Below are 24,928 nucleotides of genomic sequence, written 5' to 3'. Positions count from 1 at the left end.
TCCCAGCTTACAGCATCAACGCATCACATCGGCTGGAAGGTGATCTCGACTCTCACCGTGTGGCGAGGGTCGCCGCGGAACCGGAGGGACGCGCCATCCTCCGAGAGCTGGAATGCGGGGTTGGAGACCGCCGTGACCTCCACGTCGGGTGGGAGGAGGACGGTCATGTCGAGGCTGGTCGGGATGAACAGCGGCTGGGGGCGGTAGGTGAACGTGTAGGTGCCCCGAGAGCCGTCGGGGGTCCAGGCATCGGCGACGGTCCAGCGCATCTCCACCTCCTCGATCGCACCACTGCGCAGGCGCTCGGGACGGCTGTTGACCGGGTGGCCGGCCTCGGACTGGAGGACGTGCGGCTGGTCGAACTCGGCCATCTGGCAGCTCTGGGCGCAGTAGGTGGAGACGTACAGCAAGCTGTCGCCCGCGTTCAGGTAGTCGACGTTGGGCCCGATGATGTACTCCGGCTCGGCGCGGGCGAAGGCGTTGTTCTCCAGGGTCGTGGTGAGCAGGGCCTCGGCGGCGCCGTCGGCCTGGAGGGCGACCTCATAGGTCAGGCGGCTGTCGATGAAGGTGTCGATCTTGTTGGCGGCGGCGTTGTTCAGGGTGACCATGAGGAAGTCGCCGTCCGGCTGGGGGAGCTGCCCGGCCAGCCCGGCCTCGACGAAGGCGGCCTGCTCGGCCTCGTCCTCGGAGTAGAGGAAGAGGTGGCGGTTGGTGGCCGAGGCGGCGAAGACCTCGAGGACCGCGCGCGTGTTGCCGGAGGCGCTGCCGGTGAGCAGTTGGTCGATGACCGGGGCGGCGACGTCGCCGAGGACGTCCCGGCGGGCGTCCGATCCAACGGTGTCCTGCAGGACCCGGTAGGCGTCGATGACGACGGTCTGGACCACATCGTCGGCGGTGACCTGGCCGAAGTCGGGGACCTCGACAGGGCCGGTGAGGTCCATCGCCTCACCCAAGACGTGCGGATCGACGAACAGGACACCGTCCAGCCGGCGGCCCTCGGTGGCCTCGAACAGGTTGACGATCGCCTCGGCGACGACGGGCACGTCCGGGCTCATGTTGATGTTGCGCCAGAAGCCGGCGCCGCCGAACTGGTCGTAGCGGGTGGCGAAGTCCTCGGTGGGCGGGTCGATCTCGGCCACGTCGAGGTCCGTGAGCTGGCGGATCTCGGTGAACTCCTGGAGTTCGATGACCCCGTCGTCCACGCGGAGGGTGGACCAGACGCCCAGGAATCCTCCGGCGCCGCGGATCTCGGCGGGGTTCTGGGCAGCGACGAAGTACTCGCGAGGGCCGTCGGCACCCAGGAAGGCGGGGAGGGTCTGTGCGAGCGTCGCGGCGGTCGAGAGTTCGGCGTCGAGGTCGCGGAGGAGGGCGAGGGCCTCGGTTCGTGCGTCTTGGACCAGCTCGGGGAGGGCGGTGGTCGGGGAGGCCTGGACGTCGGCGTGGGCCTGTCCGGCGATGTCGGCGGCACCGTCGAGGGTGGGTGCGATGGCGGCGATGGTGTCGACTGGGATCCGGCCGTCGGCTGGTCGGAGGGACTCGAGGCCCTCAGGGAGATCCTCGAGCGCCGCGACCAGGTCGTCGGCGATGGTGACCACATCGTCGACGGCGTTGCCGACCGCACGGACGGTGTCGACGGCGTTGCCGGCAAGGGGGACGGCGCCGAGGACGGTCAGGGCACGGTTGTCTAGGCTGCTCTGGGCGCGGTCGGTGGCGGCACGGGCGTCGTCGACGGCCTGGCGGGTGGCGGGCAGGTCGCCGCGGGAGAGGGCGGTGACGGCCTGGCTGGCTCCCTGGCGGGCGATGGTGAGGTCGTCTCGGGCGGAGAAGGCGGCCAGAGCGGCCAGTCCGACAGTGGCGAGGACAACGGTGAGGGCGGCGGCGGCCAGGGTTCGGGTGAGGCGGCGGCGCTTGAGCTGCTCAGGGGTGGGGGTCGGGGTGGCTTCTGGTTCGTGGCTGTTGTGGTCGTGGTTGTGGTCGGGGGTGGTGCCGGACGGTCTGTGGGCCTTGGGTGGGCTGGTTGTGCGGCGGCTGGTCGTGCTTGGGCTGGTTGTGTAGCGGCTGGTCTTGCTGTCGCGGGTCTTGCCCGGGCTGGTTAAGTGTGGGCTGGTTGTGTGTCGGCTGGTGATGCGGTCTCGTTCTCTTGGGCGGAATGCGGAGGCAGTGGGGTTCTCGGGTTGTGATGGACCGGCAGCGCTGCTCAGGTCGTCGGGTCTGGTGGGGTCGGCGGGCCTCGGGGGCCCGTCGGGGCGGGGCCCGGTCGAGCGGGTGGGGCGGCCGATCAGCTCACCAACGGTGGTGGGGATGGCGGCCTGGGGTCCGGTGGTCGTGGGCGAGGCTGGGGCCGAGCCCGCGGGTCTGTCCTGCGCTTTGTCGCTCGTCGGAGTGGCTGGCGAGGGTGGGTCGCCGACGTCGAAATCGTCGGGCGTGCTGGGGAGAGTTGCCTTGGTGGGGGCGGGGCCGAGGTTGGTGGGTGTGCTTGGACGCTTGGGGTCCTCGGTGTCGGGTTCGACGGGCGTGGTGTGGCCGATGGCCTCGTCGGCGTCAGGCTGCTGGGGCTCTGCAGTGGGGGCTGCCTCGGCGATGTCGAAGTCGTTAGGCGTGGTGGGGAAATTTGCGTTGGTCGGGCCCCGGCCAGGGTTGGTGGGTGTGCTCGGGAGCGGGGTGTCCTCGGTGTGGGGTTGGACGGCCGTCGTGTGGCCGATCGCCTCGTCGGCGTCAGGCTGCTGGGGCTCCGCCGTGAGGGCTGCGTCGGCGATGTCGAAGTGGTTGGGCGTGGTGGGGAGAGTTGCGTTGTTGGGGGCCCGGCCGGGGTCGGTGGGTGTGCTTGGACGCTTGGGGTCCTCGGTGTCGGGTTCGACGGGCGTGGTGTGGTCGTTGGCCTCGTCGGCGTCAGGCTGTGGGGGCTCTGCAGTGTGGGCTGCCTCGACGATGTCGAAGGTGTCGGGCGTGGTGGGGTCAATGGCGTCGCCGGCGTCGTCCTCGTCCGGCGCGCTGAGGTTGGTGGCGTTGTCGGGTTCCGGCGGCTCCGCGGGGAAGGTTGCCGTGCCGGTGTCGGGGTTGTTCGCACTGGTGGGGAGGATTACCTCGCCGGCGGGAGGTTCGGCTTCGGTGGGCGTCCGGTGGGAGGTTGCCTCGCCCTGCTCGGGGGACCGGGATGACGCGTGGGCGCTCAGACCAGCGCCGTCGGGTGGGTTCAGGTCGGGTGCGCGTGGTTCGGGTGCGCGTCGTTCGGGTGAGTGGTGGGCGTCGTGGGTCGGCGGCAGGTTGCGCGTCTGCGTGAGCTCGTCCACGTGGTCGGGTGGTCCGTCGTGCTCGCGAGCGGTGGTGTCGCCGGTTGCCACGACCTGATGGGTCGGGGGTGCTGCGTTTGGCGGATCGGGCGTTGACGCCGGCTCGTCCTGGTCCGCTCGCGGCAGCGGCGGAGCCGTGGGGCCCTCCTCCTCACCCTCCACGTCCGCGACCACTTTGCTGTTGGCGGCGGTGGCGACCATCGGGGAGCGGTCGCTGTCAGCCTCGCCATACGAGGGCGGGTCGGTCTTTTCCTGAGCAGGATCGGGGTCAGCCGGGATCGTGTTGCCGGTGGACTCCTCTGGGTCAGCGTTGGCAGGAGCGGCGTCATCAACGGGGACAGCGGCATCGACCGGGACGGCGGCATCGACTGGGAAGACGTGGTCGGGTGCGGGCTCCATCCGGGTGTGGTGCCAGGTCTGCGCGCCCCACTGGTCCTCGGTGGTCGTTGGGTCCTGATCGCTGGCCGGGCCGTCCGCAGCGTGTGATTCGGGGTGTGCGGTCGCGCGCAGTGTCGGCACATCGGGCTCATCGACGGGGAGGAGGTCGAGGTCGCCAGTGGCGTGGTCCGGCGGCTGGTCCGTGGAAGATGAGTCCGGGTCGTCGTCAGACTCCGTCCGGCGTCCCCATCCGCGCTGCAGCCAGGCCTCCACCGCCGGGTTGGGCTCGTCGTCCTGGCCCAGGGGTTTGCCTGGTAGGCGCGCTCGGAGCGCGTCCAGCCGTTGCTCCAGATCGCCGTCTTCGGGCGTATCCCACGGCCAGGCGCCATCGTCCTGGTCGATCTCGCCGGAGTTGCGGGGGGACTGCTCCACTGCTCGTGAGGATAGGGGGCGGCCGAGTCGCAACGCGTGACCACGGGTGGTCGGGTCCGGCCTGGCCCGTCGATCGGGACCGTTCAGCCTGCTTCGATCACGTCGAGCGTGTGCAGGAATCTCCGGAGTGCCTGCGGAGGCCAGGCCCGTTCGAGGCGCCTTGCGCTCAGGTGGACGTCTGGCATGGGCGGCCCGGAAAGGCGCCCTTGCAGTTGTTTCGACTTCTTGCGCTGACCGGTCAGGGGGCGGACGAGGCCGGACTTGTGGACAACGGTCCAGGTGGAGCACGGGCTGGCGATAGTCTGGCGGCTTGATACGGGTCGTGGGAGGTACGGGAACGTAGTGGCATCAGCGGGACGGGAGCCGATGGACCGGACACGACGGACGGAGCTGACCGTCTGGATCGTGTCGGGCTTGTTGCTGGCGCTCGGGTTGGGCGTGCTCGGAGCGCGAGCGCTGGACCGTGGCAGGGAGGGTTCCGGGGAAGAGGTCATGGCGTCGGAGGGGCTCGTGGTGTCGGAGGACTCTCAGGCTGACGAGGGGACGGAGGACGTGGTATCGGAGGTCCCCACCGCGTCGCCGTCGCCGGGCGTCAGTGATAACGCGAACTCGTCCGAGCCAACTCCCTCGGCGGCACCCTCGGCGACGCCGGAGCCAACCGAGACCGAACCCACGCTCGAAGAGCAGTTGGAGGAGTTGCGGGCCTCGGACATGTGGCTCGGCCTGGCGGAGTGGGACCGGGTCCCGACTAGATCCCGAGTCGACTTTCTCTGGGGAAGTACGTCATCGGATCCGAACTGTCAGTACGGACCGTATTCCAACGAGCAAGAGGTGTGGAACGACTTCGCCCCACAACTTCGAGATGATCTTCTTCGAATGGTGATTGAGGAGGGCATTCAGCCCGAGTCAGTCCGGTACCGGGGCCTACCTATCCAAGACGACTTCCTCTCCGGAGTGCTTGGCTGGTGGACCAATGGGGAGGGCGGCTCACAAGGTCGGGGAAGCATGTTCATTGCGGTCGCTGCATACCAAACGGCCGAAGGAGAGCCTCGTGTGCGACAGTGGCCCGTCCTTGTTGGTCATGGGATAGATCCGAGTCAATCCACGGCGGCCTTCCTGCGCGATGTAGGCCCCGTCCAAGATCTCTCTGTGGCGGACGTACCGCCCACGTATCCCGGCGCCAACGAGCAGTTCAACGAACACCATCTTGATTGGCTCTTCGACCAAGAACCGATCAATCCGCCTATGGATCCCCCGAGGCCGTGCTGATGTCCCGCGGTCTGAGCCTTCTCGTGATCTCGATCCTTGCGGGGTTCTCCTGGAGCGCGTCTTCACCCGCGATCGCCCAGAACAACGGCGGTTCTGGTGGGCAGGAGCCACCGCCTCCCAACATCCACTCGGGAAACACCGCGTCCGACATCGACCGGGTCGGGGCCAACGATGCCGGGATCCTCGACCTCAATCCCAACGTCGATGTGTCGCTGGGCGGGATCCCGTGCGACAGCGGGAGTGGGGCGTGCGTGATCACGGCCCCATCGGATGGAGGCGCTTCGGCTGCTGCTGCTGGCGGTGGGGCCGGTGGGAGCCCTCCTGCGCCACCGCCCCCTCCGCCGCCTCCGACTCACTCGGAGATCGTCACCCAGGTGTGCCCATCGATCCCGCAGCCAGCCATCGGCGTGAACCCTCGGGAGTGGGGTGTGACCGGTGTCGAGACCTGGCTGTGGGACTCGAGCTCCCGCTCCGACCAGGACGATGGGGTGATCCGCGGATACCCGGTGTCCTGTGCGATCACTCCGTACCGCTGGACGTTCGACGTCAATGAGCCGACGGCCGAGACGTACGGCCACCAGGAGGAGTACGAAGCCACGGCCGCGGGCGGGGAACACGAGGACACGCCGGTGCGCCACATGTGGTCGACCAAGGGCACCTACCCGATCGGCCTGACCGTGGAGTGGCGACGCGAGACCTCGGTTGATGTGGACCCCAGAGTCGTGCGACGTGCGACCCGGCCCTATGAGGTTCGGGAGATTGTGATCGGCACGGTCCCCAACCCTGCCGATCAGTAGTGACCTCCCCGCTGAGGGCCACTGCAGCGGGCTTGCTGGTGCCAGTCGGTGAGTCGCCGCGGGCGCCGTCGTGGGATCCAGCCTGCGCGGCGCCGGTCCTGGCCCTCTGACCAATGATCCGGGCCGCGGTCGGATCGACCACCACGTCGTCCCACATACCGTCGTCGCCCCCACATGGCTGGTCAGTGTGCGACTCCTGCCACAGGAGTCCCACCAGAAGATGACTCACCTGACGATTCGTCCGAATCAGACGTTGATGTCCTGTTTCAGAGCCATATAACGTACACTTGTTCGTATGACGCAGAGGGCGCTGAGCGGGAGGCAGGTCCACGACCTGGTGGCCGATCTGCGGCGTCAGCTCCGCCACCTGGAGCCCAGCCTCGTCGCCGACGACGACGTCACGCCAGTGGTGGAGCAGTTGGCCGCTGGCAAGAAGTTGCTGGAGGGTGCGCTCACGCTGATGGCGCGTCGCGTCGAAGAGGTCGGGCGCGAGTCCGGCCGATCCCAGAACGAGGTTGCGGGAGTCCTTGCCAAGGTCACCGGTCGCTCGAGGGCGGCCGCCAAGCGGCAGTTGAAGGACTCCGAACGGCTTGCCAACCAACCGGATGTGGCCAACGCGGTCCGGGATGGCCAGTTGTCCGACGAGCAGACGAGTGCGGTCTCGCAGGCCGCAGAAGTCGACCCGAGCGCAGCGGGGGACCTCCTCGATGCTGCCCGCTCTCAATCGCTTGGCGACCTGCAGAGCACCTGTCGGGAGCGGGCGCGCCGCGCCGACCCCAATCCGGATCAGACTCGGCGACGTCACTACCTGCGACGGTCGTTCCGGTCTAGCTCGCACATCGACGGCGAGTGGCAGGCGTTCATGAGCGCGCCAGCGGACATCGGCGCCCGGATCGAGGCAGCCCTGCGTCGCGACCACGACCGGATCTTCAAGAGCGCGTACAGGGCCGGCCGGCGGGAAGATGACGCTGCCTACCGGTTGGATGCCCTCCTCGCGGTTACCGAACGCGGTGCCGCGTGTGCGGGTGACTCCGCCGGCTCTGGCCATGTTCGCGCCGGCCCACGTGCAGTGGCCTCGCCACCAGAGACGACGCCCGCACAACGGTCCACGCCGGCACGGCCGTCCACGCCCGCAGGAGAGTTGACGACCGCCAGACAGTCCACGCCTTCACAAGAGTCCACGCCAGCACGATCGTCCACGCCGGCAGAACACTCCGCGCCAGCACGAACGTGCACACCTGCGCAGGAGTCCGCGCCAGGACAACGGTCCGCGCCTGCAGGAGAGTCGACGGCCGCACGAAGGTCGTCGTCCGGTCCGGACGTGACCTCAGCTCAGGAAGCCACCTCGGCGCACGAGACGGCACCTGAACCAGAGCCGGCATCCATACCAGGAGCGACGGCACCTGACCAGAGAGCTTCACCGGACCAGATGTCTGCGGGTGTCCGTCGACCCGCGGATGAAGGCGGCCCTCCGAGGAGTGCGCCCGGCTCCCAAGCGGAGGAGCAGGTTCCGCAGGATCCAGGGCGAGCACCTCATGGCGGCTGCACCCCCGCCCGACGATCTGCTCGGCAGGCCAAGGTCATCGTCCGGGTGGACGCCTCGGCACTCCGACGTGGCTGGGCCACCGCCGACGAGGTCTGCGAGATCGCCGGCATCGGCCGGGTGTCCCTGTCCGCTGTGAAGCAGCAGATCCCGGAAGCGCATGTGGCCTACGTCATCCAGGACGCGGAGGATGTCGCCGTGGCCCACCTCGGTCGGCAGGTGACTGCCCGCCAGCGCACCGCCATGGAAGCTCGGGGCTACCAGTGCGAAGTGCCACACTGCACGAGCGACCACCTCCTTGAGATCGACCACGTCACCGGCTGGGCCATCAACCGAACCACCCAGCTCGACGACCTGGCGTGGCTGTGCAGCTTCCATCACTCCCAGAAGACCGACCGCGGCTACCACCTTCGCGGCAGTCCGGGAGCGCGGCGATGGGTGGACCAGGCGGGCCAACCCATCGTCGGCGCTGCCCGTTCGGCTGACCCGACACGACACGCCTCCCGAGCTGGTCCGATGCCCCTCCCGATCTGACCGGGGGTTGCCGGAACGCACCGACTCGGCACGTCCGGAAGGACCGTGACGGGGCAGCCGGACGGCAGCGGGCTGAACGTCGCCCGAACTACGTCGGCGAGGGGGTCACCTGGTCCAACAGCAACCGAACCCGACGCCGCGGCCCCATCACCTCGGCGATCGCCGTGTCCAGCACGCGATCACTCTCAGTCGCCACTGCGCGCAAGAGTGCCTCCTTGGTCATCAGCCCCTGCTGTCGGCCGGCCTGGATCGCCACACCTCGGCCGATGATGTGGAGCACAACACCGGACAACAGACAGACAGCAGCCAGCGCACCACCCGTCGCGAGGGAGGGCGGCACCCACCCGCTACCGCCTATGGTGATTGCACCCGAGCCGGGCACCAAGGCCCACCCGACCAGCACAACAGCGACCACGAACCCCGCCAGCAGCAGACCCTGCATCACCCACACCGACCGCGCCCAGCTGGGCACTATCTCCGCCGATACCCGCCTCTTCCGCTCCACGCGGTCCACGGCCGGAGCGATCCGGGGTGCCCCAGCCTCGACCTGGCGGATCAGGGCGACAGCCCAGGGATCGGCAGGGTCCTCGTCGGAGGAGTCCTCCACCAAGGCCCCCGCCCGCTCATCCCCGCTGACCAGCGCCTCGGCGTAGGTCGCCAGCGCAGCCACGACGGCACCAGTTGGACCACCTCGCCGTGACGCCGACGAGCCGGGCCCGTCACCCGAGGCGGCCTGATCCGCTAGGTCGACTCGACCCGCGTGAGAGGCCGGGACCCTAGGAATCGGTACCTCATCCGGCGCAACAGCCGGCTCGGAGACCTGCCCCGTCCAGCGCAACGGCGGCCAGGCCGTCGCCCGATGAAGTTCCGCCGCACGCGCGTCGCCCACTGCTGCCGCCCGAGCACTCACAGCCAACTCCTCACCGATCAGTTGGTGGACTGGCTCGGTGGGAAGCAGCTCGCGGGCCTGGGTTCCATCCTCGGCCCGCTCCAGACCGGGCAAGGGCCCCGGCCTTAGCTGCCGCGCCGCGTTGACCAGTTGAAATCGCACGCCAGGGATCCGGCCAGCCGACCGCACACGACGCCCAGCCAGCAGCCGTCGAAGGTCATCCACCCCCTTTCCGGAGACGGCAGAGACCAGCAACGGGTTCGGCAGACCGTCGGTCGCAGCAGCCCCAGGGTCGGGCCGGATCGACCGCTCCGATCCGCCCGACCGCTCCGACCCCGCCGACCTCGCCGACCGCTCTGACCCCGCCGACCGCTCCGACCCCGCTGACCGCTCTGACCCCGCTGACCGCTCAGACCCCGCCCACCGCTCCGACCCAACGGAGCCACCACCGCTCCGCCCCAGCAGACGGCCGATGATCTGCCGCAGGTGGCTCGACAGCTCCGTCCCCTCCGCCGCCGTGATCGTGTCGGCCCTCGTCACCACCACCGCCACATCGAGCGGTGATCGCAGGAGCGGTAGGAGGCCGAGCTCGAGCAGGTCACGATCGGCGTACGTCTCCGGGTCGACCACCCACACAGCGAGGTCGAGGACGTCGGCCAGACGGTCCAAGCCATCCCGAGCGGTGGACGCATCCCCAAGCCGACCGGACGTCCCCACCGTCGGCCCCTCCGCAAGCCCGCTGCCCGGCAGATCAACCAGGACCACCCCCTCAAGCGCCACGTCGGCTCGAGCGTCGATCATCTGTCCGGCGGTCACCGGAGCCTGGGTGCCCGAAACCTCGGTCACCGGAGACTCTGCCCCCGGAGACTCTGCCACCGGAAACTCTGCCAGCGGAAACTCTGCCAGCGGAAACTCTGCCAGCGGAAACTCTGCCAGCGGAAACTCTGCCACAGGAGCACCGGTCGCCCCGATCTCGGACATGTCAACCGCGGTCACCTGGACGTCGGCCACACCGGACATGGCCGCCGCCGCGACGGCGGCAGCGCGGCCGACCGAGTAGGCGACCGGGCGTGTCGTGGTTGGCCTGACCAGACCGGTTGCCGCAACCCTCCTGCCGAGCAGCGCGTTGACCAGGCTGGACCTGCCGCTTCCCGACGGACCGACCAACGCCACGGTGAGGGTTCCGTGCGGCTCGGTGACCACCTCCCGTATGCGCTCGAGCTCAGCCAGTATCGACTCGCTCTGGGGATGATCCGCCACCTCCCGCGAGAGGTGCGCAGCCTTGGCCAGCGCGACGAGGCGTGGAGCCAGGTCCTCCTCATGGTCGATCGCCTCGGGCCCGACGACCGTCACCGCAACTCGCCTCCCCCGCCGAGGTCGCTGACCTGAAGGAGTGAGTGGGCCGCATCGCGCACCGCGCGCAGGCCGGAAGGCGCGGGGGAGGACACCCGGCCCGTGAAGCGGTGCAGTGCGGCGTCCAGCAGCTCCGCGAGGTCGGCCTGGGCACGCTGGACGACGGCGGGAGGCGCGAGCGGCACACCCGACCGCTGGAGGACACGCCACCTCCCCAGCGCCTCCGCCTCCTCGTGCAGACCTGCCGTGCGCGCCACCGCAGCCAAGGCAACGCCGACGGCGACCGCCTCGACGGAAGCACCCCGGTCCACGCCGATGACGTCGTCGAGCTCGGCCAGGATGCGCCGCAGCCAATCACGCACCTGCCAGTCGAGCTCGGTGATGTGCCTGCTGGCTCGGCCGGCGCGCACCAGGCCAGTCGGCTCACTCCCGGAGCCGGCCAATTGCTGGATGCCACGTGTCTGGCGGCGCGTGGCCACCAGAAGTGCGTCATGCAGGCCGGACCAGGCGGCCTCGGCCAGCTCGTCGGCCACTTCGGCGGCCGGGTTGGTGGCGAGGTCGTCAGCAAGATCCGCAGCGAGGTTGGTTGCACCGTCGCTGACCGGGTCGGTGCCCAGGGCGCCGCCCCCGGCTTGACGGGTCGTGCCCAGCTCGCCCAGCTCTCCGATGCGCACGACGGCCGGAGTGCCGGCACTGGCCCGCCACGCCAGCCGAGCCCAGTGCTCCGCGGTCTCCTCTGGCCGGACCTGGCCGGTCAACTGGTGTGCGAGGGCAATCCGGTCGCGAGCTGGATCGGGCTCCAGGTCGGCCGCCCCAAGCAACTCGCCGCCGAGGTCTGAGTTCAGAGGCCGATCGTGCTCCGGGGCGAGAAGCGTCGGGTCCAGACGCAGCAGCGGGCGCAGATCCTCCTCCAGTGTCCTGGCGAAGCTCGCCACGGCCTCCTCGCTGACGGCTTGCTCCAACTGCTCGGCCGAGGCTGGCTCGGGGTATCCGGCGTAGGTCCACAGAGAGGCCCGGACGGCCTGCAGCGCCGCGAGGTCATCCGGCACCGCGACGACCATGACGTCACGCAGGCCGGCGTCTCCCAGACGGCGGCTCAGGTCCCCCGTCACCGCCCGCGAGTCGTTGGGGAACCGGTTGAGGACGAGGGCGACCCGCTCGCTACCTGGATCGACCGGCAGTCGGGCGAGCAGGTCCCAGACACGACGGTCGGCGTAGCGCGTGGGAGAGACGACCACCAGGTAGACGTCCGCGGCCGGCACCGACTTGCCTCTGGCGGACCACCGCTGGCCAGGAGCGGTCGTCGGGAGTGCGTCGAAGACCCCGGTGTCGGGGTGCTCGACCAGCGCCAGCCCCGCCGGGACGGCCAACGTGGTGTGCACGGCCGCACCGACCTGCCGCCGCAGCACGGCCTGATCTGCGGGCGAGGCCACCCACACCGCCCGGGTTGTGGTGGGACGACGGGCGCCGACCGTCGTCACCTCATGACCCACCAGCTTGTTCAGCAGCGTCGACTTGCCCGCCCCCGAGGGACCCAGCAGCGCAACGGTGACGGGCAGCCGATCGGGGCGATCTGCCATGGGCTCGGCCGCGAACAGCCGGTCGATCCGGTCGACGAGGTCCTGCCGCGCCGCCATCGCAGCCGCCCCGGCGGGCGTGCGGTCGTCCAGGTCCAGCCCGGCCAGGAGCTCACGCAGCCGGGTCAGCTCTCGCATCGCCAACCCGTCCGTCACGGCCATTTCGCGCTGAGCGTACCGGGCCGAGCGACGCGTCCGGTGCAGCAGCGATCGTGCGGAGGTCTGCTGTCACAGCCTCGTCCTACGCTGTGCGGTCATGTGGTCTCTGCTCCAGCACTCTGGCCGATCGCGTCCGCGCCGGGCCCTCTGGCTGGCCGTCTGCCTGGCCGTGGCGATGACGGCCGCGCTGGTCCCGGCAACCCGCGTCGTCCACGCGCAGGACGACACTCCCGCGGAGCGGCTGGCCGACAGCCCGGATCCGGCAACCGCAGCGGTGCAGATCTCCGAAGCGACGTTCGATGACGGCGAGGCCACCCGCGTGGTCGTGGGCCGACTGGGTGTCTTCGCCGACACGCTCGTCGGCTCATCCCTTTCGGGCGAGGACGGGCCGGTGCTGTTCATCCCCGGAGGCACCCGCGGAGAGGTCCCCGCGGTCGTTGCCGAGGAGATCCAACGCGTGCTCGGCGACGAGGCGTGTGTGGAGGGGCTCGGTGCCGCCGGTACCCCCGGCCTGCGCAACCGCGGCGGCGTAGTCATCGTCGGAGGGACCGCGGCCATCAACGAGGCAGCGTCCGACGCACTGGGGGAGCTCGCCGGCTGTGTCGAGCGGGTCGCCGGTCCCACACGGGTGGAGACCGCAGCGGCCGTGGCAGCCGCCGTCGGCCTGCCGGAGAGCGGCCAGGTCATCGTCGCAACCGCTGTCGACTGGCCCGACTCCGGAGCCGTCGCGGCCTACGCCAGCGACCGCGCCACGCCGATCGTCCTGACCGGCCCCGACGACCTCCACCCGGCGGCTCAGACCACGCTCCAGGATCTCGCCCCAACGGAGATCGTCATCATCGGTGGCGTCGCGGCCCTGACCGAGCAGGTGGAGACGGCACTCGAGCAGATCGCGCCGACGACGAGGGTTGCCGGCCCGTCCCGCGACGTGACGGCCATCGCGATCCTCGAGGAGCTGTGGACCGACGATCCGCCGGTCGAGCGGGTGCTGGTAACCGGCGGGTTCGCCGAGGATGCCTGGGTGTGGCTGTTCGGCCTCGCGCCCTACGCCGCACGCAACGACGCGCCGATCCTGCTGGCCTCCGAGCAGGGCGTCTCAGCGGCCACGAGCACGCTGCTGGACAGCAACCCCGAGTGGGAGGTCCAGCAGATCGGCCCGCCGGAGATCTCCGGGCCGGACCTCGTCGACCCCGCTCCATCACCAGCGCCAAGTGGCTCGCCGACCCCGACGCCAGCGCCAAGCCCCATGCCAACGCCGACCGAGCAGCCGCAGGCGCGGCCCAGCCCGGACCTCGACGCGCTCGGTCAGCTCGGCCTGGAGCCGATCGCCTTCGCCGACGGGGCGCTGGACCTGACCGTGCGTCCTGGGACCGACGAGGTCTGGATCGCCCAGCGTGAGGGCGAGGTGGTCGTCCTGCGCGATGGTGCTGCCACGACCGGCGACCCCGAGCTGGCGGTGGACCTGTCCCAGCAGGTCGGAGTGGAGGGTGAGGGCGGACTGCTCGGCCTGGTCTTCAACGCCGACGGGTCTCGGCTGTACCTGTCCAGCACCGACGACGACGCGATCGAGGGGGAGCAGGGCGGCACCTCGCGTCTGCAGGAGTTCCCGGTCGCGCCGGACGGCACCATCGACCCGACCGGGGGCCAGACCCTGCTCACGGTCCCGCAGCCCGCGACAAACCACAATGGCGGTGACGTGGTGCTGACCGACGAGGGTGACTTGCTCTGGGCCCTGGGCGACGGCGGTGGTGGTGACGACCGGTTCAACAACGGACAGGACACCACGACGTTGCTGGCCGGACTGCTCCGCATCACGCCCGATGGCGAGGGTGGGTACCAGGTCCCCGGGTCCAACCCGTTCGCAGCGGCACCCGAGCTGTGGACCTACGGCCTCCGCAACCCGTTCCGGATCTCGCTCGACCCGTACACGGACGAGGTGTGGGTCGGCGACGTCGGCCAGGGGGGCTGGGAGGAGGTGAACCTGATCGGCCTGGATGACCACGGCGCCAACTTCGGCTGGCCCAACTACGAGGGCAGCGAGCTGTACCAGGGGCCTGCGCTGCCCGATCGGGTCGACCCGGTCCACCAGTACCGCACCCGCGCGCCGGGCAACTGCGCCATCACCGGAGGGGCCGTCTACAGCGGGTCGGCCATCCCAGCGCTCCGGGGTGCCTACGTCTTCGCGGACTGGTGCGCCGGCGATCTGATGGCCATCGCGGTCGAGGATGGCGAGACCCGCTCGGCAGATCTGGAGGTGAGCGCGAGTGGCCCGATCAGCTTCGCCGAGGGTCCCGACGGCGAGCTCTGGGTCGTCGAGTCCGGCGGCGGGATCAGCCGACTGGTCGGGACCTCGTAGCCCTGTGGACAGGCTGTGGATAACCGTTGCTCCAGCCGGTCCACTGTTGGTTACGGTGACGCGTGGTAGTTACCCTTGACGATCATGAAGACCGTGCTGCACCAGACCCCGCCGGTGGTGGAGGAGTGGCTGCGGGAGCGTCGCCGGATCGGTGCTGACACCCACGACGAGATGTGGGACGGGGTGTATCACGTGGCCCCTGCTCCCACACCACAGCACGCTGATCTGCAGTTCCAGTCGTTGCACGTCACACGCGGACGATTGGACAAAAGGCGGTACCGAGTCGTCGGCGACATCAACGTCGGTACCAAGACCAACTACCGGGTCCCTGACGGCGCGGTCCTCGAGCAACTCACCAGCGAACTGTTCGTCTCGACCGCGGCACTCGTGGTCGAGGTCCTGTCACCCTCGGATCAGACCTGGCACAAGCTGGACCACTACGTCGAGCATGGGGTCCAGGAGATGATCGTCGTTGATCCAGAAGCGCAACGGGTCACCTTCTTACGGCGTGGCGAGTCGACCATGGTGCGTGCCCCGTCCAGCGAGCTGCTCGGCCTGAGCGCCAGCGAGTTCGAGGCCTTGCTCGAGTGGCCTCCGCTGGTCTGAGGTCCCCCGTGACCAGCGCCAGTCGCTAGCGACCGGACTGGTCCACGAGATCCTCGGCCAGACGCGTGGCGTGCTCGCAGACCGTGATGATCTGACGGGCCCGCTGGCTCTCGGAGTCGAGGAAGCGGTACTCCCGTTCGAGCACCAGCACCCCGTTGGAGACCGGGAGTGCGAGCATGCGGCGGTTTTTCTTCTCCGGTCCGACCACGCTCATCTCCGCCGACTGTGCGCGGAGCAGCCCCCCGATCAGCGTGGGCAGGCCGTCCTCCGGGCTCATCGCCCCCGTCAGCAGGGCATCGATCCCGGCCGCCAGACGGGCCGTGGCGTCGCCGGGCAGCCCCCGCGAGGGGCTGGCGTGGATCAGCGTGGCATCAGCCATGTGCTCGATGGTGTCCTTGAGGGTCGCGATGTCCTGCGTCGTGACCCACAGGTCGTCGATGACCGTCTCAGGTCCGGTCTCCGCAACCTCGACCGCGAGGATGTCTCCACCGGCCTCGGCGATCGCCCCTGCCAGCGTGGCCAGCGCGCCGGGCACGTCTGGGATCTCACAGCGGATGAAGACCTCCACGCCCCAAAGGGTGCCACGGTTTGTTGACGGGCTTGTAACGACGGCGCGTCCACCGCGCACCCCGGTGAGGTCCGGCCCGGTCAGGTCAGGAGATGCTGCTGGCCCGGACCAAGGCGCCGATGATCTCCTCGTACTGACCGGTGACCAGCACCACTGCCAGGCCGACCACCGGGATCAGCGCCACCAGCCGGGCGGGCGCAGTCTCCATGAGCGCCGGCGCCCGGTCATGCAGGAACGGGAACGTTGCCAGCGACGCAGTGACCAGGAGAACCCCAGCCAGGTAGACGGCCAGTGGACCCAGTTGGGCGCCCGGGTCCCGCGGCGCCGCCGTCAGGATGACACCGAGCTCCGGCCCGACACATGGCTGCCACAGCAGCCCGGCCGACGTCCCGATCACCAGGCCGGCCAGCAACCGAAGCGACGTCTGGCCCCACTCCTCAGGCTGGTCGGCCCTCGTCACGTCCCGGGCCAGCCACAGCAGCCCGAGGCCGGCGAGGGCGAGGACACCCAGGACGACGCCGGTGACGGGGCCCTGCCCGACATCGAGCAGCACCGATGCCTGCGCCCAGGCCAGCACGACGGCCGCCAGCCAGAACCCGAGGGCAACGGCCCAGGCTCGTCGAGCACCCAGGACCACGGCACCCATGGCCGGCAGGACCAGCGCCAGCGAGCAGGGCTCGACGGCCGCGCGGATGCCTTCGAGAAAGATGTCCATCAGATCGCGTGAGGTGTGGTCCGGTCGGGTCGGGGCCTGACCAGGTGGGTGGACTTCCCACGCCTGGGGGGCGGGGAGTCCACCCACCATGGCCAGGTGCCTGAGAGCGCCGGGCTCTGCTGCGACATGGGGCAGCCAGGAACCGCAGAGCCTAGAGCGCCGGGTCGGCGATCAGTGCCGCAACGGTCTCGTTGAGCTCGTCATAGGCCCCCTCGCCGATGTGGTCGAACCGGATGTTGCCGTCCCGGTCCAGGACGTAGGTCCGAGGCCAGAAGCCCCGATTGCCCGGCTGCCACCCGTGGAAGTTCCGCTTGTCGGTGTCCAGTGCGATCGGCCAGGTGACGTCGAGCTCCTGGGCGGCCGCCAGGATGGCGTCGGGGTCGCGCTCGTAGTCGAACTCCGGGGCGTGGACACCGACCACCTCGAACTCCCCGTCGCCGGAGCCATGCCGGGCGTACAACTCGGCCAGGTTCGCCAGCGTGTTGCGGCAGTTGTAGCAGTCGAAGGTCCAGAACTGGACCACGGTGACCTTGCCGCGGGTGTCCTCCAACGAGGTCAGGTCCGTCTGCAACCAGCCGTCGAGGTTCTCCAAGGTCATGGCCGGCCCCTCGTTCGGGATCTCGATGGCCGGCGGGGTCGGTTCGGCGTCGCTGGGGGGCGTCCCCGGCGTCGCTGCTGCCTCTGCAGTCGCCGCGCCCTGGCCCGGTGCCGGCGTCGCCTCGGGCTCCGCCGCCTCCGCGAGCGGGTCGATCGGATCGGCCCCTCCCGCGCCGTCGGCCAGTGCCACGTCGGACCCGTCAGACCGGGTGAAGGCCACCACGCCAGCGGCGACCACGAGCAGCAGAACGGCGAACGCCAGCAGACGTGTCATGCGATCAACGCTAGGACCGTCCAGACGGGCCTTCGACGACCACCGGCGCCCGTAAGAACTCCGTAAGGAACCGATCCGGAGGACCAACCACGACCGGGAGAACGCGGTCAGCGGTTCGCGCCCGCCCCGCCGGGAAGAACCAGACCATGACCGTCCACTTCACCCAGACCACACTCGTGCCAGCGTCGGTGCAGCAGACGTTCGACGCCTCACTGAGCGTCGATGTCCACCTCGAGTCCCTGGCCCACACCGGTGAGGAGATCGTCAGCGGCGTCGAGGGTGGGATCATGGCCGACGGCGACACGGTGACCTGGCGCGCCCGGCACTTCGGCATCTGGTGGCACATGACCTCGATCATCAGCGAGTACGACCCGCCGACGTTCTTCGTCGACCAACAGCATCAGGGCCCGTTCACGGCGTTCAGGCACGAGCACCACTTCGAGCCGGAGGGGGAGGGGACGCGGATGCGCGACGTCGTCGAGTTCACCGCTCCATTCGGCCCACTCGGCGTGGTGGCCGAGAAGGTCGTGCTGGCGCGCTACATGAAGCAGCTGATCGCCACACGAAACCGTGCCCTGGTTAGCCACCTGGAGCGCAGCGGATGAGGAACCTGGTTCAACTCAACGTCCTGGCTCCGCCGCTTGCACTCCTTCGACGTCGGCTGCGGGGTCGGTGGTGGATCGAGCACACCGACACCACCGACCAGCCGGTCCGTGACCTGCCGGAGGGCGTCGACCCCGAGATCCGGCAGGAGCGGCAGACCCAAGAGGAGGGTGTCGGCGCTGTGGTCAGCCGCCGGTACGAGTTGGTCATCACCGCGGAGGCGGCGGCGAGTGAAGCGGTCATCGGCCGGCTGCTCGGCGACCCCAACGAGTTGGCGCCCGAGAGCTACGCCGTCTTCAGCGAGCCGATCACCCGCGTCGGGCAGCACCTGACCGTCTCGCTCGCAGGCCCCTGGGACGGCCCGGTGGAGGTGCGGGAGCTCGGCGCGCGAACCCTGCTGCTGGGCACCCGTGAGGGACACATGGAGGCTGGGTGGATCCGGTTCAGCGCCACCGACCTCGAGCCCGACGCGACGCACCAGCGCGTGCGCTTCGTGATCGTCTCAGCCGCACGGGCGGGCGATCCGGCCTTCTGGGCACTGCACGTCCTCGCCAAGGTCGGGCAGTGGGTCCAGGCCGACATGTGGTGTCGCGTGCTGGAGGAGTCCGCCCACCTGGCGGGCCAAGCGAACCCGCCGCGCGTCCGGGTTCGGACCCTCACCCATCAGCCCGGATGAGCGCAGGCCCGGGTCCGGACTGATCCCATAGGACACGCGTGATCGTCGGTCAGCGGCGCGCGGAGGCCCTGGGCAGACGCCAGCCACTTCGCGGACAGACCGCTAGCGCAGGATGTTGCGCTCGCGCAATACCTCCACGATGGCCTGGGCGGCAGCCGCGGGCGTGGAGTTGTGGTCGGTGACGACCAGATCCGGGTTGGTGGGCGCCTCGTAGGGCGATGTCACACCCGGGATGTCGATGGCCGTCCCGGCATCGAGCGCCGAGTACAGACCGCCAGGATCACGCTGCTTGCAGACGTCCAGGGGTGTGTCGACGAAGACCTCGATGAAGCTCTCGGGTCCGACCAGCTGCCGGGCTCGTTCTCGGTCTTCGGCGTCGGGTGCGAGGAGCACCGCGATGGCGATGATCCCCTGGTTGTTGACCAGCTTGGCGACCTCGGCGACGCGACGGACGTTCTCGGAGCGCTCTGGCGCCGTGAACCCCAGGTCGCGGCTGAAGCCCTGCCGGACGTTGGTGCCGTCCAGGCGAAGTGTGGTCTGCCCCGCCTCGAACAGCTGGCGCTCGAGCGCCGCCGCGATCGCGGCCTTCCCGGCGCCGGTCAGCCCGGTGAGCAGGATCGTCACCGGCATCTGGGCGTACCGCGTGACCCGCTCCTGCAGGGTCACGGCGGACGGCCGCTCGGTCAGCGTCTCGACGGCTTGGCGATCCCAGTTGGACGAGGGCCCGGCGATCATGCCACCCGCCACCGTGGCGTTGGTCAGGCGGTCGACCAGGATGAACGAGCCCGTCGTCCGATTGCTCGAGTAGGGGTCGAACAGCAGCTCCTTGTCGACGGTGACCACACAGCGGGCGATGTCGTTGAGCCCGAGCCGGCTGGCCTCGAGGTGGTCGAGGGAGTTGATGTCGAGCGCGTAGCGGATCCGTGAGACCTGGGCGTTTGAGCTGCCGGCCGCTCCCTGCAGCAGGTACTGCTTGCCGATGGTCAGTGGTGCCTCCGACATCCACACCACGTCGGCGTCGACGCGGTGGCTCCGCGACATCGACGTCATACCGGCCTCAGCCCGGCTGCCCGTGGCAGCTGCGGAGACCAGCACATCACCGCGGGACACGTCGATCTCGTCGGCCAGGGTCACCGTGATGGCCTGGCCCGGACGGGCCTCGGTCAGGTCGCCGTCGAAGGTCACGATCCGCTCCACGGTGGAGGAGACACCGGAGGGCAGCGACGTGACCGGGTCGCCGGGGCGGAGGGTCCCGGAGGCCAGGGTTCCGGCGAACCCGCGGAAGTCGAGGTTGGGTCGGACGACGAGCTGGACGGGGAGGCGGACGTTGGTGGTGTCCTCACCGACGGTGGTGTCGACGGTCTCCAGGAACTCCATCAGCGGCGGGCCCTCGAACCAGTCCATGTGCTCGCTGCGGTTGACGACGTTGTCGCCGGTCAGCGCGGACATCGGCAGGAAGTAGGGGAGGATCTCCTGCTCGGTGTCGGTCCGGTCGGCGAGGCTCCCGGCGAAGACCTCGAAGTCCTTGCGGATCTCCTCGAACCGCTCCTTGGACCAGTCGACCAGGTCCATCTTGTTGACGGCGACGGCGACGTGGGCGATCCCGAGGAGGTGGGCGATGGTGGCGTGGCGCTTGGTCTGGTCCAGCACACCGTGCCGGGCGTCGATCATCAGGATGGCGAGGTCAGCGGTCGAGGCGCCCGTGACCATGTTGCGCGTGTACTGCTCGTGGCCGGGGGTGTCGGCGATGATGAATTTCCGCTTGGCCGTGGAGAAGTAGCGGTACGCGACGTCGATGGTGATGCCCTGCTCGCGCTCGGCCTTGAGCCCGTCGGTCAGCAGGGCCAGGTCGGGGGCGTCGCCGGTGGTGCCGCTGACGACGGAGTCGGACTCCAAGGCCGCCAGCTGGTCCTCGTAGACCATGTGGGAGTCGTGCAGCAGCCGTCCGATCAAGGTCGACTTGCCGTCGTCGACCGACCCGCAGGTCAGGAAGCGCAACAGGTCCTTGCGCTCGTGCTCGGCCAGATACCCCTCGATGTCGGAGGCGATGAGGTCGGATTGATGACTCATGGCTAGAAGTACCCCTCGCGCTTCTTCTCCTCCATGGACCCGGACTGGTCGTAGTCGATCACGCGACCCTCCCGCTCGGAGCGCGTGGCCAGCAGCATCTCCTGGATGATCTGCGGCAGGGTCGTCGCCCTCGACTCGACCGCGCCCGACAGCGGGTAGCAGCCCAGGGTGCGGAAGCGGACCCACCGCTCCTCCGGCTCCTCACCCGGCTCGAACTGGAAGCGGTCGTCGTCGACCATGATCACCACACCGTCGCGCTCGACCACCGGCCGTGGGGCGGAGTAGTACAGCGGGACGATCGGGATGTCCTTGAGGTAGATGTACTGCCAGATGTCGAGTTCGGTCCAGTTGGACAGCGGGAACACGCGGATGGACTCGCCCTTGCCCACCCGGCCGTTGTAGGTGTTCCACAGCTCCGGCCGCTGGTTCTTGGGGTCCCAGCGGTGGTTGGCGTCCCGGAAGCTGAAGACCCGCTCCTTGGCCCGTGACTTCTCCTCGTCCCGTCGGGCCCCGCCGAAGGCCGCGTCGAAGCGCCCCGCCGACAGGGCCTGCTTCAGCGCCTGGGTCTTCATCACGTCGGTGTAGTTCTTCGAGCCGTGGTCGAACGGGTTGATCCCGCTGGCCTTCCCCTCGGCATTGGTGTGCACGATCAGGTCCAGGCCGAGCTCCTCGGCGGTGTTGTCCCGGAAGGTGATCATGTCACTGAACTTCCACGTGGTGTCCACGTGCAGCAGGGGAAACGGCAGAGTCCCGGGGTGGAACGCCTTGCGGGCCAGGTGCAGCATCACCGAGCTGTCCTTGCCGATCGAGTACATCATCACCGGCCGCTCGAACTGGGCGACCACCTCACGCATGATGTGGATGCTCTCGGCCTCCAGACGCGCGAGGTGCGTCATCTTCTCCGGGCTGATCAGCGGGTCGGAGGCGGTCGCGGGTGCGGGGGCAGGTGCTTGGGTCATCGTTGCGGCGGGGGTGGTTGGTCGACGGACGGTGCTGCGCTCACGCGAACGAGGGTACGCGGGGGAGGGTGGGGCTACCCTCACCCGCCATGGGACTGGAGGCGTGGGTCACGCTGGCCGCGGTCATCAGCGTGCTGGTGGTGCTCGGTCGGGGGCTTGCACCGGCTGCGGTGACCGTGCTCGGCGCGGTCGTGGGCCTGCTGGTCCTCGGCGTCCTCACGCCTGAGCAGGCCTTCTCCGGCTTCTCGAACCCAGCGCCCATCACCGTGGCGGCGCTCTACGTGCTGGCCGGAGCGGTCGAGCTGACCGGGGTCCTCGAGACCGTCATCGGCCGGGTGCTGGGCCGGGCCGGTGGGCAACGTGGACTTCTGGCCAGGGTGGTCGGCCCCACGATCATCTCCTCCGCCGTGCTCAACAACACGCCGATCGTCGCCATGGTGGCGCCTGCGGTGGCCAACTGGGCAGAGAGTCGGAGCTTCCCGGCCTCCCGCTTCCTCATGCCCGTCAGCTTCGCCGCCATCCTGGGTGGGACGATCACGGCCATCGGCACCTCCACCAACCTGGTGGTGTCCGGGCTGCTGGTCGAGGCGGAGATGCCGGCCCTGGGCCTGTTCGAGCTGGCAGCCGTCGGCCTGCCCCTGGCGTTGATCGGGGGCGGGCTCATCGTGCTGCTGGCGCCGATCGTGCTGCCCGACCGAGGTGCGGTGCTGGGCGAGGCGGACGAGGTGCTCCGCGAGTTCACCGTCGCGATGACCGTGGTGGGGGAGGGGGCCCTCGACGGTCAGACCATGGAGACGGCCGGGCTACGTGCCCTCCAGGGGGTGTACTGCGCCCAGATCCTGCGCGGGGACAGGACGATCTCGCCGGTGCGGCCCGATCAGGGTCTGCGCGGAGGTGACGAGCTGCTGTTCGTCGGGAAGGTCGACCGGATCCTGGACCTGCAGCGCAACCGCGGTCTGCGATCAGCGGAGGACCGGCATCTGGACCGCGTCGGCGGGACCCACGCCGGCTTCTTCGAGGCGGTCGTCGGGCCGGGATCGCCGCTGGTCGGGACGACGCTCAAGGCCATCGGGTTCCGGCAGCGGCACAACGCCGCCGTGCTGGCCATCCACCGGGCCGGTCAGCGGGTGGACGCGAAGCTCGGGGAGGTGGAGATCCGTGCCGGTGACGCCCTATTGGTCCTGGCCGCACCGGCCTTCGGCGGGCGCTGGCGGTCCACCGGAGACTTCGTGCTGGTGGCCGGTACCGGGACGTCGCGGCCGTTGATCGGCCGGAAGGCGCAGATCACCGGAGTGGTGGCGCTCCTGCTGGTGCTGCTGGCCGGGACCGGAGTGGTCCCGATCCTCGAGGCGTCCCTGGTGGCCGCGATGGTCCTGTTTGCGACCCGGGTGATAAGCGTGCGGCAGGCGCGGGATGCGATCGACCTGCAGGTGCTGATCGTCATCGCGAGTTCCTTCGGGTTGGGTGCCGCCGTCCAGGCCAGTGGCCTGGCTGATGTCGTGGCCGACGGGTTGTTGCAGCTGACCGGACCGTTCGGGCAGGTCGGCGCCTTGGTCGGGGTCCTGCTGGTGACGATGGTCCTGACCGAGCTGCTCACCAACAACGCGGCCGCGGTCCTGGTGTTCCCCGTCGGCTTGGCGGCCGCGGCGCAGGTGGGGGCGGAGCCGCGGGCCTTTGCGATCACGGTCGCGTTGGGTGCCTCATTGAGCTTCCTCAGTCCGATCGGGTATCAGACGAACCTGATGGTCTACTCACTGGGGGGGTACCGATTCACGGACTTCGCACGGCTGGGTGCGCCGATCACGATGAGTGTGCTGGTGGCGGTGGCCTGGCTGGTCCCGGCGGTGTGGCCGCTCTGAGGGGAGCGACGGCGGTGAACCTAGGTTGTTGGGCAGTTTGCCTAGGTTTACTGTGGGTTCGTGGCGGACGGCGACGGTTTCCTCCGGATCGGGCAGGCGGCGGCGGTGCTCGGCGTCAGCGTGGACACGCTCCGGCGCTGGGATGAGGAGGGGGCACTGGCCGTCGAGCGCACGGCTGGCGGGCAGCGGCGGGTCCCCGTGGCCGAGGTCACCCGGCTGATCGCGGAGCGGGACCCGGGGGAGCGGCGCCCGCCGATCGTGGCGTCCTCCGCCCGGAACCAGATGCCGGGGGTGGTGACCGGCGTGACCGTCGGGGCGGCGGCGGCCACGGTGGAGGTTCAGGCCGGCCCGTTTCGCCTGGTCAGCCTGATGACTGCGGAGAGCGTCCAGGAGCTCCAGTTGGCCCCCGGCTCCCAGGTGATCGCGTCGGTCAAGTCGACCAACGTCGTGATCGGCCTCCCCGGATGAAGGTTCGCCAACTGGGGGCTCTTGTGGTCGCCGTGGTCCTCCTCGGTGGGTGCGGGACCGGTGGCGCGAGCGAGGCCAACCGCCCGCCGGCGAGCGCCGATACGGTCACCGGTGAGGTGGTCATCTCTGCCGCCGCGTCCCTGACCGAGGCCTTCGGGGAACTCGCGGACGTCTTCGAGGAGGAGCACCCCGCGGCGGAGGTGACGCTGAACCTGGCGGGCTCCCAGGTCCTCGCGGCGCAGATCGTGCAGGGTGCCCCCGTCGATGTCTTCGCCAGCGCCAACCAGACGCAGATGGACGTCGTGCTGGAGGAGGGGTTGGCCGCTGACGCCGTTCCGTTCGCCACCAACCGCTTGGCCATCGCTGTCGCGGACGGCAACCCCCTCGGCGTTCGGGGTCTAGCCGACCTGGCCGACCCGGACCTCGTCATGGTCCTGGCCAACCCGGACGTGCCGGCCGGCGCCGCGGCCACTGACGTGCTCGACCGCGCTGGGGTGCAGCTCACGCCGGCCTCGCTCGAACCCGATGTCCGGGCCGCCCTCTCGAAGGTTGAACTGGGAGAGGCGGACGCGGCCGTCGTCTACGCCTCCGACCTCGTGACGTCGTCCGATGGCATCGAGGGCGTGATGATCCCGGACCCTCCGAACACCACCGTGACGTACCCGGTGGCGCGGCTCGAGGGTGCGGCCAACCCACGCGGGGCGGACGACTTCGTGGCCCTGCTGCTCTCTGATCAGGGGCAGCAGATCCTGCGCGACCACGGCTTCGGCGGCCCCGGGTGAGCCGGCGCGGGCAGCCTCATGGCGCTCACGGTGGCCAGGCTCCTGCGTGGGGGTGGGGAGGTCTGCTGTGGTATCTGACGGTCGGGTTCCCCACGGGTGGGTCAGGTTCCCCACGGGTCGGTCAGGTTCCCCACGGGTCGGTCAGGTTCCCCACGGGTCGGTCAGGTTCCCCAC

General features: G+C 69.7%; 18 protein-coding genes. 10 read left to right on the top strand and 8 right to left on the bottom strand.

Features of this window, described 5'->3' with window-relative positions:
• Positions 1-23: 23 nt before the first annotated feature.
• Entirely contained in the window at positions 24-4,100 is a 4,077-nt protein-coding gene (locus C1746_RS20760; RefSeq protein ID WP_116716706.1) for a DUF4012 domain-containing protein, read from the bottom strand.
• Positions 4,101-4,466: 366 nt separating this feature from the next.
• On the opposite strand from C1746_RS20760, the gene C1746_RS20755 reads away from it, so the two are divergent.
• The 3 genes from C1746_RS20755 to C1746_RS20745 all read left to right on the top strand — a co-directional run bounded on the left by C1746_RS20755 (position 4,467) and on the right by C1746_RS20745 (position 8,243).
• Positions 4,467-5,369 (top strand): hypothetical protein, encoded by a 903-nt coding sequence (locus tag C1746_RS20755; RefSeq protein WP_116716705.1) that lies wholly within the window; start codon positions 4,467-4,469, stop codon positions 5,367-5,369.
• Positions 5,369-6,166, top strand: a complete 798-nt coding sequence (locus C1746_RS20750; protein WP_162868030.1) for a hypothetical protein — start codon at positions 5,369-5,371, stop codon at positions 6,164-6,166. The genes C1746_RS20755 and C1746_RS20750 overlap by 1 nt, the downstream gene beginning before the upstream one ends.
• 295 nt (positions 6,167-6,461) lie before the next feature.
• Complete coding sequence (locus C1746_RS20745) at positions 6,462-8,243, top strand: HNH endonuclease signature motif containing protein (RefSeq protein ID WP_162868029.1); 1,782 nt, start codon at positions 6,462-6,464, stop codon at positions 8,241-8,243.
• 88 nt (positions 8,244-8,331) lie between these two features.
• Here C1746_RS20745 and C1746_RS22635 read toward each other — a convergent pair whose 3' ends face one another.
• A complete protein-coding gene (locus tag C1746_RS22635; protein ID WP_205712029.1) occupies positions 8,332-10,485 on the bottom strand; it encodes a GTPase in 2,154 nt (717 codons plus the stop codon).
• A complete protein-coding gene (locus C1746_RS20735; RefSeq protein WP_116716702.1) occupies positions 10,482-12,224 on the bottom strand; it encodes a GTPase in 1,743 nt (580 codons plus the stop codon). The genes C1746_RS22635 and C1746_RS20735 overlap by 4 nt, the downstream gene beginning before the upstream one ends.
• A 94-nt stretch (positions 12,225-12,318) precedes the next feature.
• Here C1746_RS20735 and C1746_RS20730 point away from each other — a divergent pair, with 94 nt between their 5' ends.
• The gene (locus C1746_RS20730) at positions 12,319-14,577 is read left to right on the top strand and encodes a PQQ-dependent sugar dehydrogenase (RefSeq protein WP_116716701.1); all 2,259 of its coding nucleotides are present in this window, start codon (positions 12,319-12,321) and stop codon (positions 14,575-14,577) included.
• 84 nt (positions 14,578-14,661) lie between these two features.
• On the top strand, positions 14,662-15,183 hold the full coding sequence (locus tag C1746_RS20725; protein WP_116716700.1) for a Uma2 family endonuclease: 522 nt from the start codon (positions 14,662-14,664) through the stop codon (positions 15,181-15,183).
• Between the two features lie 25 nt (positions 15,184-15,208).
• Here the strand turns inward: C1746_RS20725 and C1746_RS20720 are convergent, their stop codons facing one another.
• The 3 genes from C1746_RS20720 to C1746_RS20710 all read right to left on the bottom strand — a co-directional run bounded on the left by C1746_RS20720 (position 15,209) and on the right by C1746_RS20710 (position 17,337).
• Positions 15,209-15,751 carry an ACT domain-containing protein gene (locus tag C1746_RS20720; protein ID WP_162868028.1) on the bottom strand — a complete coding sequence of 181 codons (543 nt, stop codon included), beginning with the start codon at positions 15,749-15,751 and terminating at the stop codon, positions 15,209-15,211.
• Positions 15,752-15,836: 85 nt separating this feature from the next.
• On the bottom strand, positions 15,837-16,466 hold the full coding sequence (locus C1746_RS20715; protein ID WP_116716698.1) for a hypothetical protein: 630 nt from the start codon (positions 16,464-16,466) through the stop codon (positions 15,837-15,839).
• Between the two features lie 151 nt (positions 16,467-16,617).
• Positions 16,618-17,337: a redoxin domain-containing protein gene (locus C1746_RS20710; protein WP_116716697.1), complete on the bottom strand. Its 720-nt coding sequence runs from the start codon at positions 17,335-17,337 to the stop codon at positions 16,618-16,620.
• 146 nt (positions 17,338-17,483) lie between these two features.
• Between C1746_RS20710 and C1746_RS20705 the strand changes: the two genes are divergently transcribed.
• Both C1746_RS20705 and C1746_RS20700 read left to right on the top strand, forming a co-directional pair.
• Entirely contained in the window at positions 17,484-17,942 is a 459-nt protein-coding gene (locus tag C1746_RS20705; protein ID WP_116716696.1) for an SRPBCC family protein, read from the top strand.
• Entirely contained in the window at positions 17,939-18,616 is a 678-nt protein-coding gene (locus C1746_RS20700; protein WP_116716695.1) for a hypothetical protein, read from the top strand. Before C1746_RS20705 ends, C1746_RS20700 begins: the two co-directional genes overlap by 4 nt.
• A 102-nt stretch (positions 18,617-18,718) precedes the next feature.
• On the opposite strand, the gene cysN is transcribed toward C1746_RS20700, so the two are convergent.
• Both cysN and cysD read right to left on the bottom strand, forming a co-directional pair.
• A complete protein-coding gene (cysN, locus tag C1746_RS20695) occupies positions 18,719-20,686 on the bottom strand; it encodes a sulfate adenylyltransferase subunit CysN (protein ID WP_116716694.1) in 1,968 nt (655 codons plus the stop codon).
• A gap of 2 nt (positions 20,687-20,688) precedes the next feature.
• Entirely contained in the window at positions 20,689-21,645 is a 957-nt protein-coding gene (cysD, locus tag C1746_RS20690; RefSeq protein WP_205712028.1) for a sulfate adenylyltransferase subunit CysD, read from the bottom strand.
• An 89-nt stretch (positions 21,646-21,734) separates the two neighbouring features.
• On the opposite strand from cysD, the gene C1746_RS20685 reads away from it, so the two are divergent.
• The 3 genes from C1746_RS20685 to modA are packed head-to-tail and all read left to right on the top strand — an operon-like array spanning position 21,735 to position 24,754.
• Positions 21,735-23,504 (top strand): SLC13 family permease, encoded by a 1,770-nt coding sequence (locus C1746_RS20685; RefSeq protein WP_116716693.1) that lies wholly within the window; start codon positions 21,735-21,737, stop codon positions 23,502-23,504.
• A 60-nt stretch (positions 23,505-23,564) separates the two neighbouring features.
• Entirely contained in the window at positions 23,565-23,972 is a 408-nt protein-coding gene (locus C1746_RS20680; protein WP_116716692.1) for a TOBE domain-containing protein, read from the top strand.
• Positions 23,969-24,754, top strand: coding sequence for a molybdate ABC transporter substrate-binding protein (modA, locus tag C1746_RS20675; RefSeq protein WP_116716691.1), 786 nt, complete (start codon positions 23,969-23,971; stop codon positions 24,752-24,754). Before C1746_RS20680 ends, modA begins: the two co-directional genes overlap by 4 nt.
• Positions 24,755-24,928 lie beyond the last annotated feature (174 nt).

Source organism: Euzebya tangerina (assembly GCF_003074135.1).
In the GTDB taxonomy this organism is placed as follows: domain Bacteria; phylum Actinomycetota; class Nitriliruptoria; order Euzebyales; family Euzebyaceae; genus Euzebya; species Euzebya tangerina.
The sequence above is the reverse complement of the archived record's forward strand: the minus strand, read 5'-3'. Positions and strand labels throughout refer to the sequence as shown.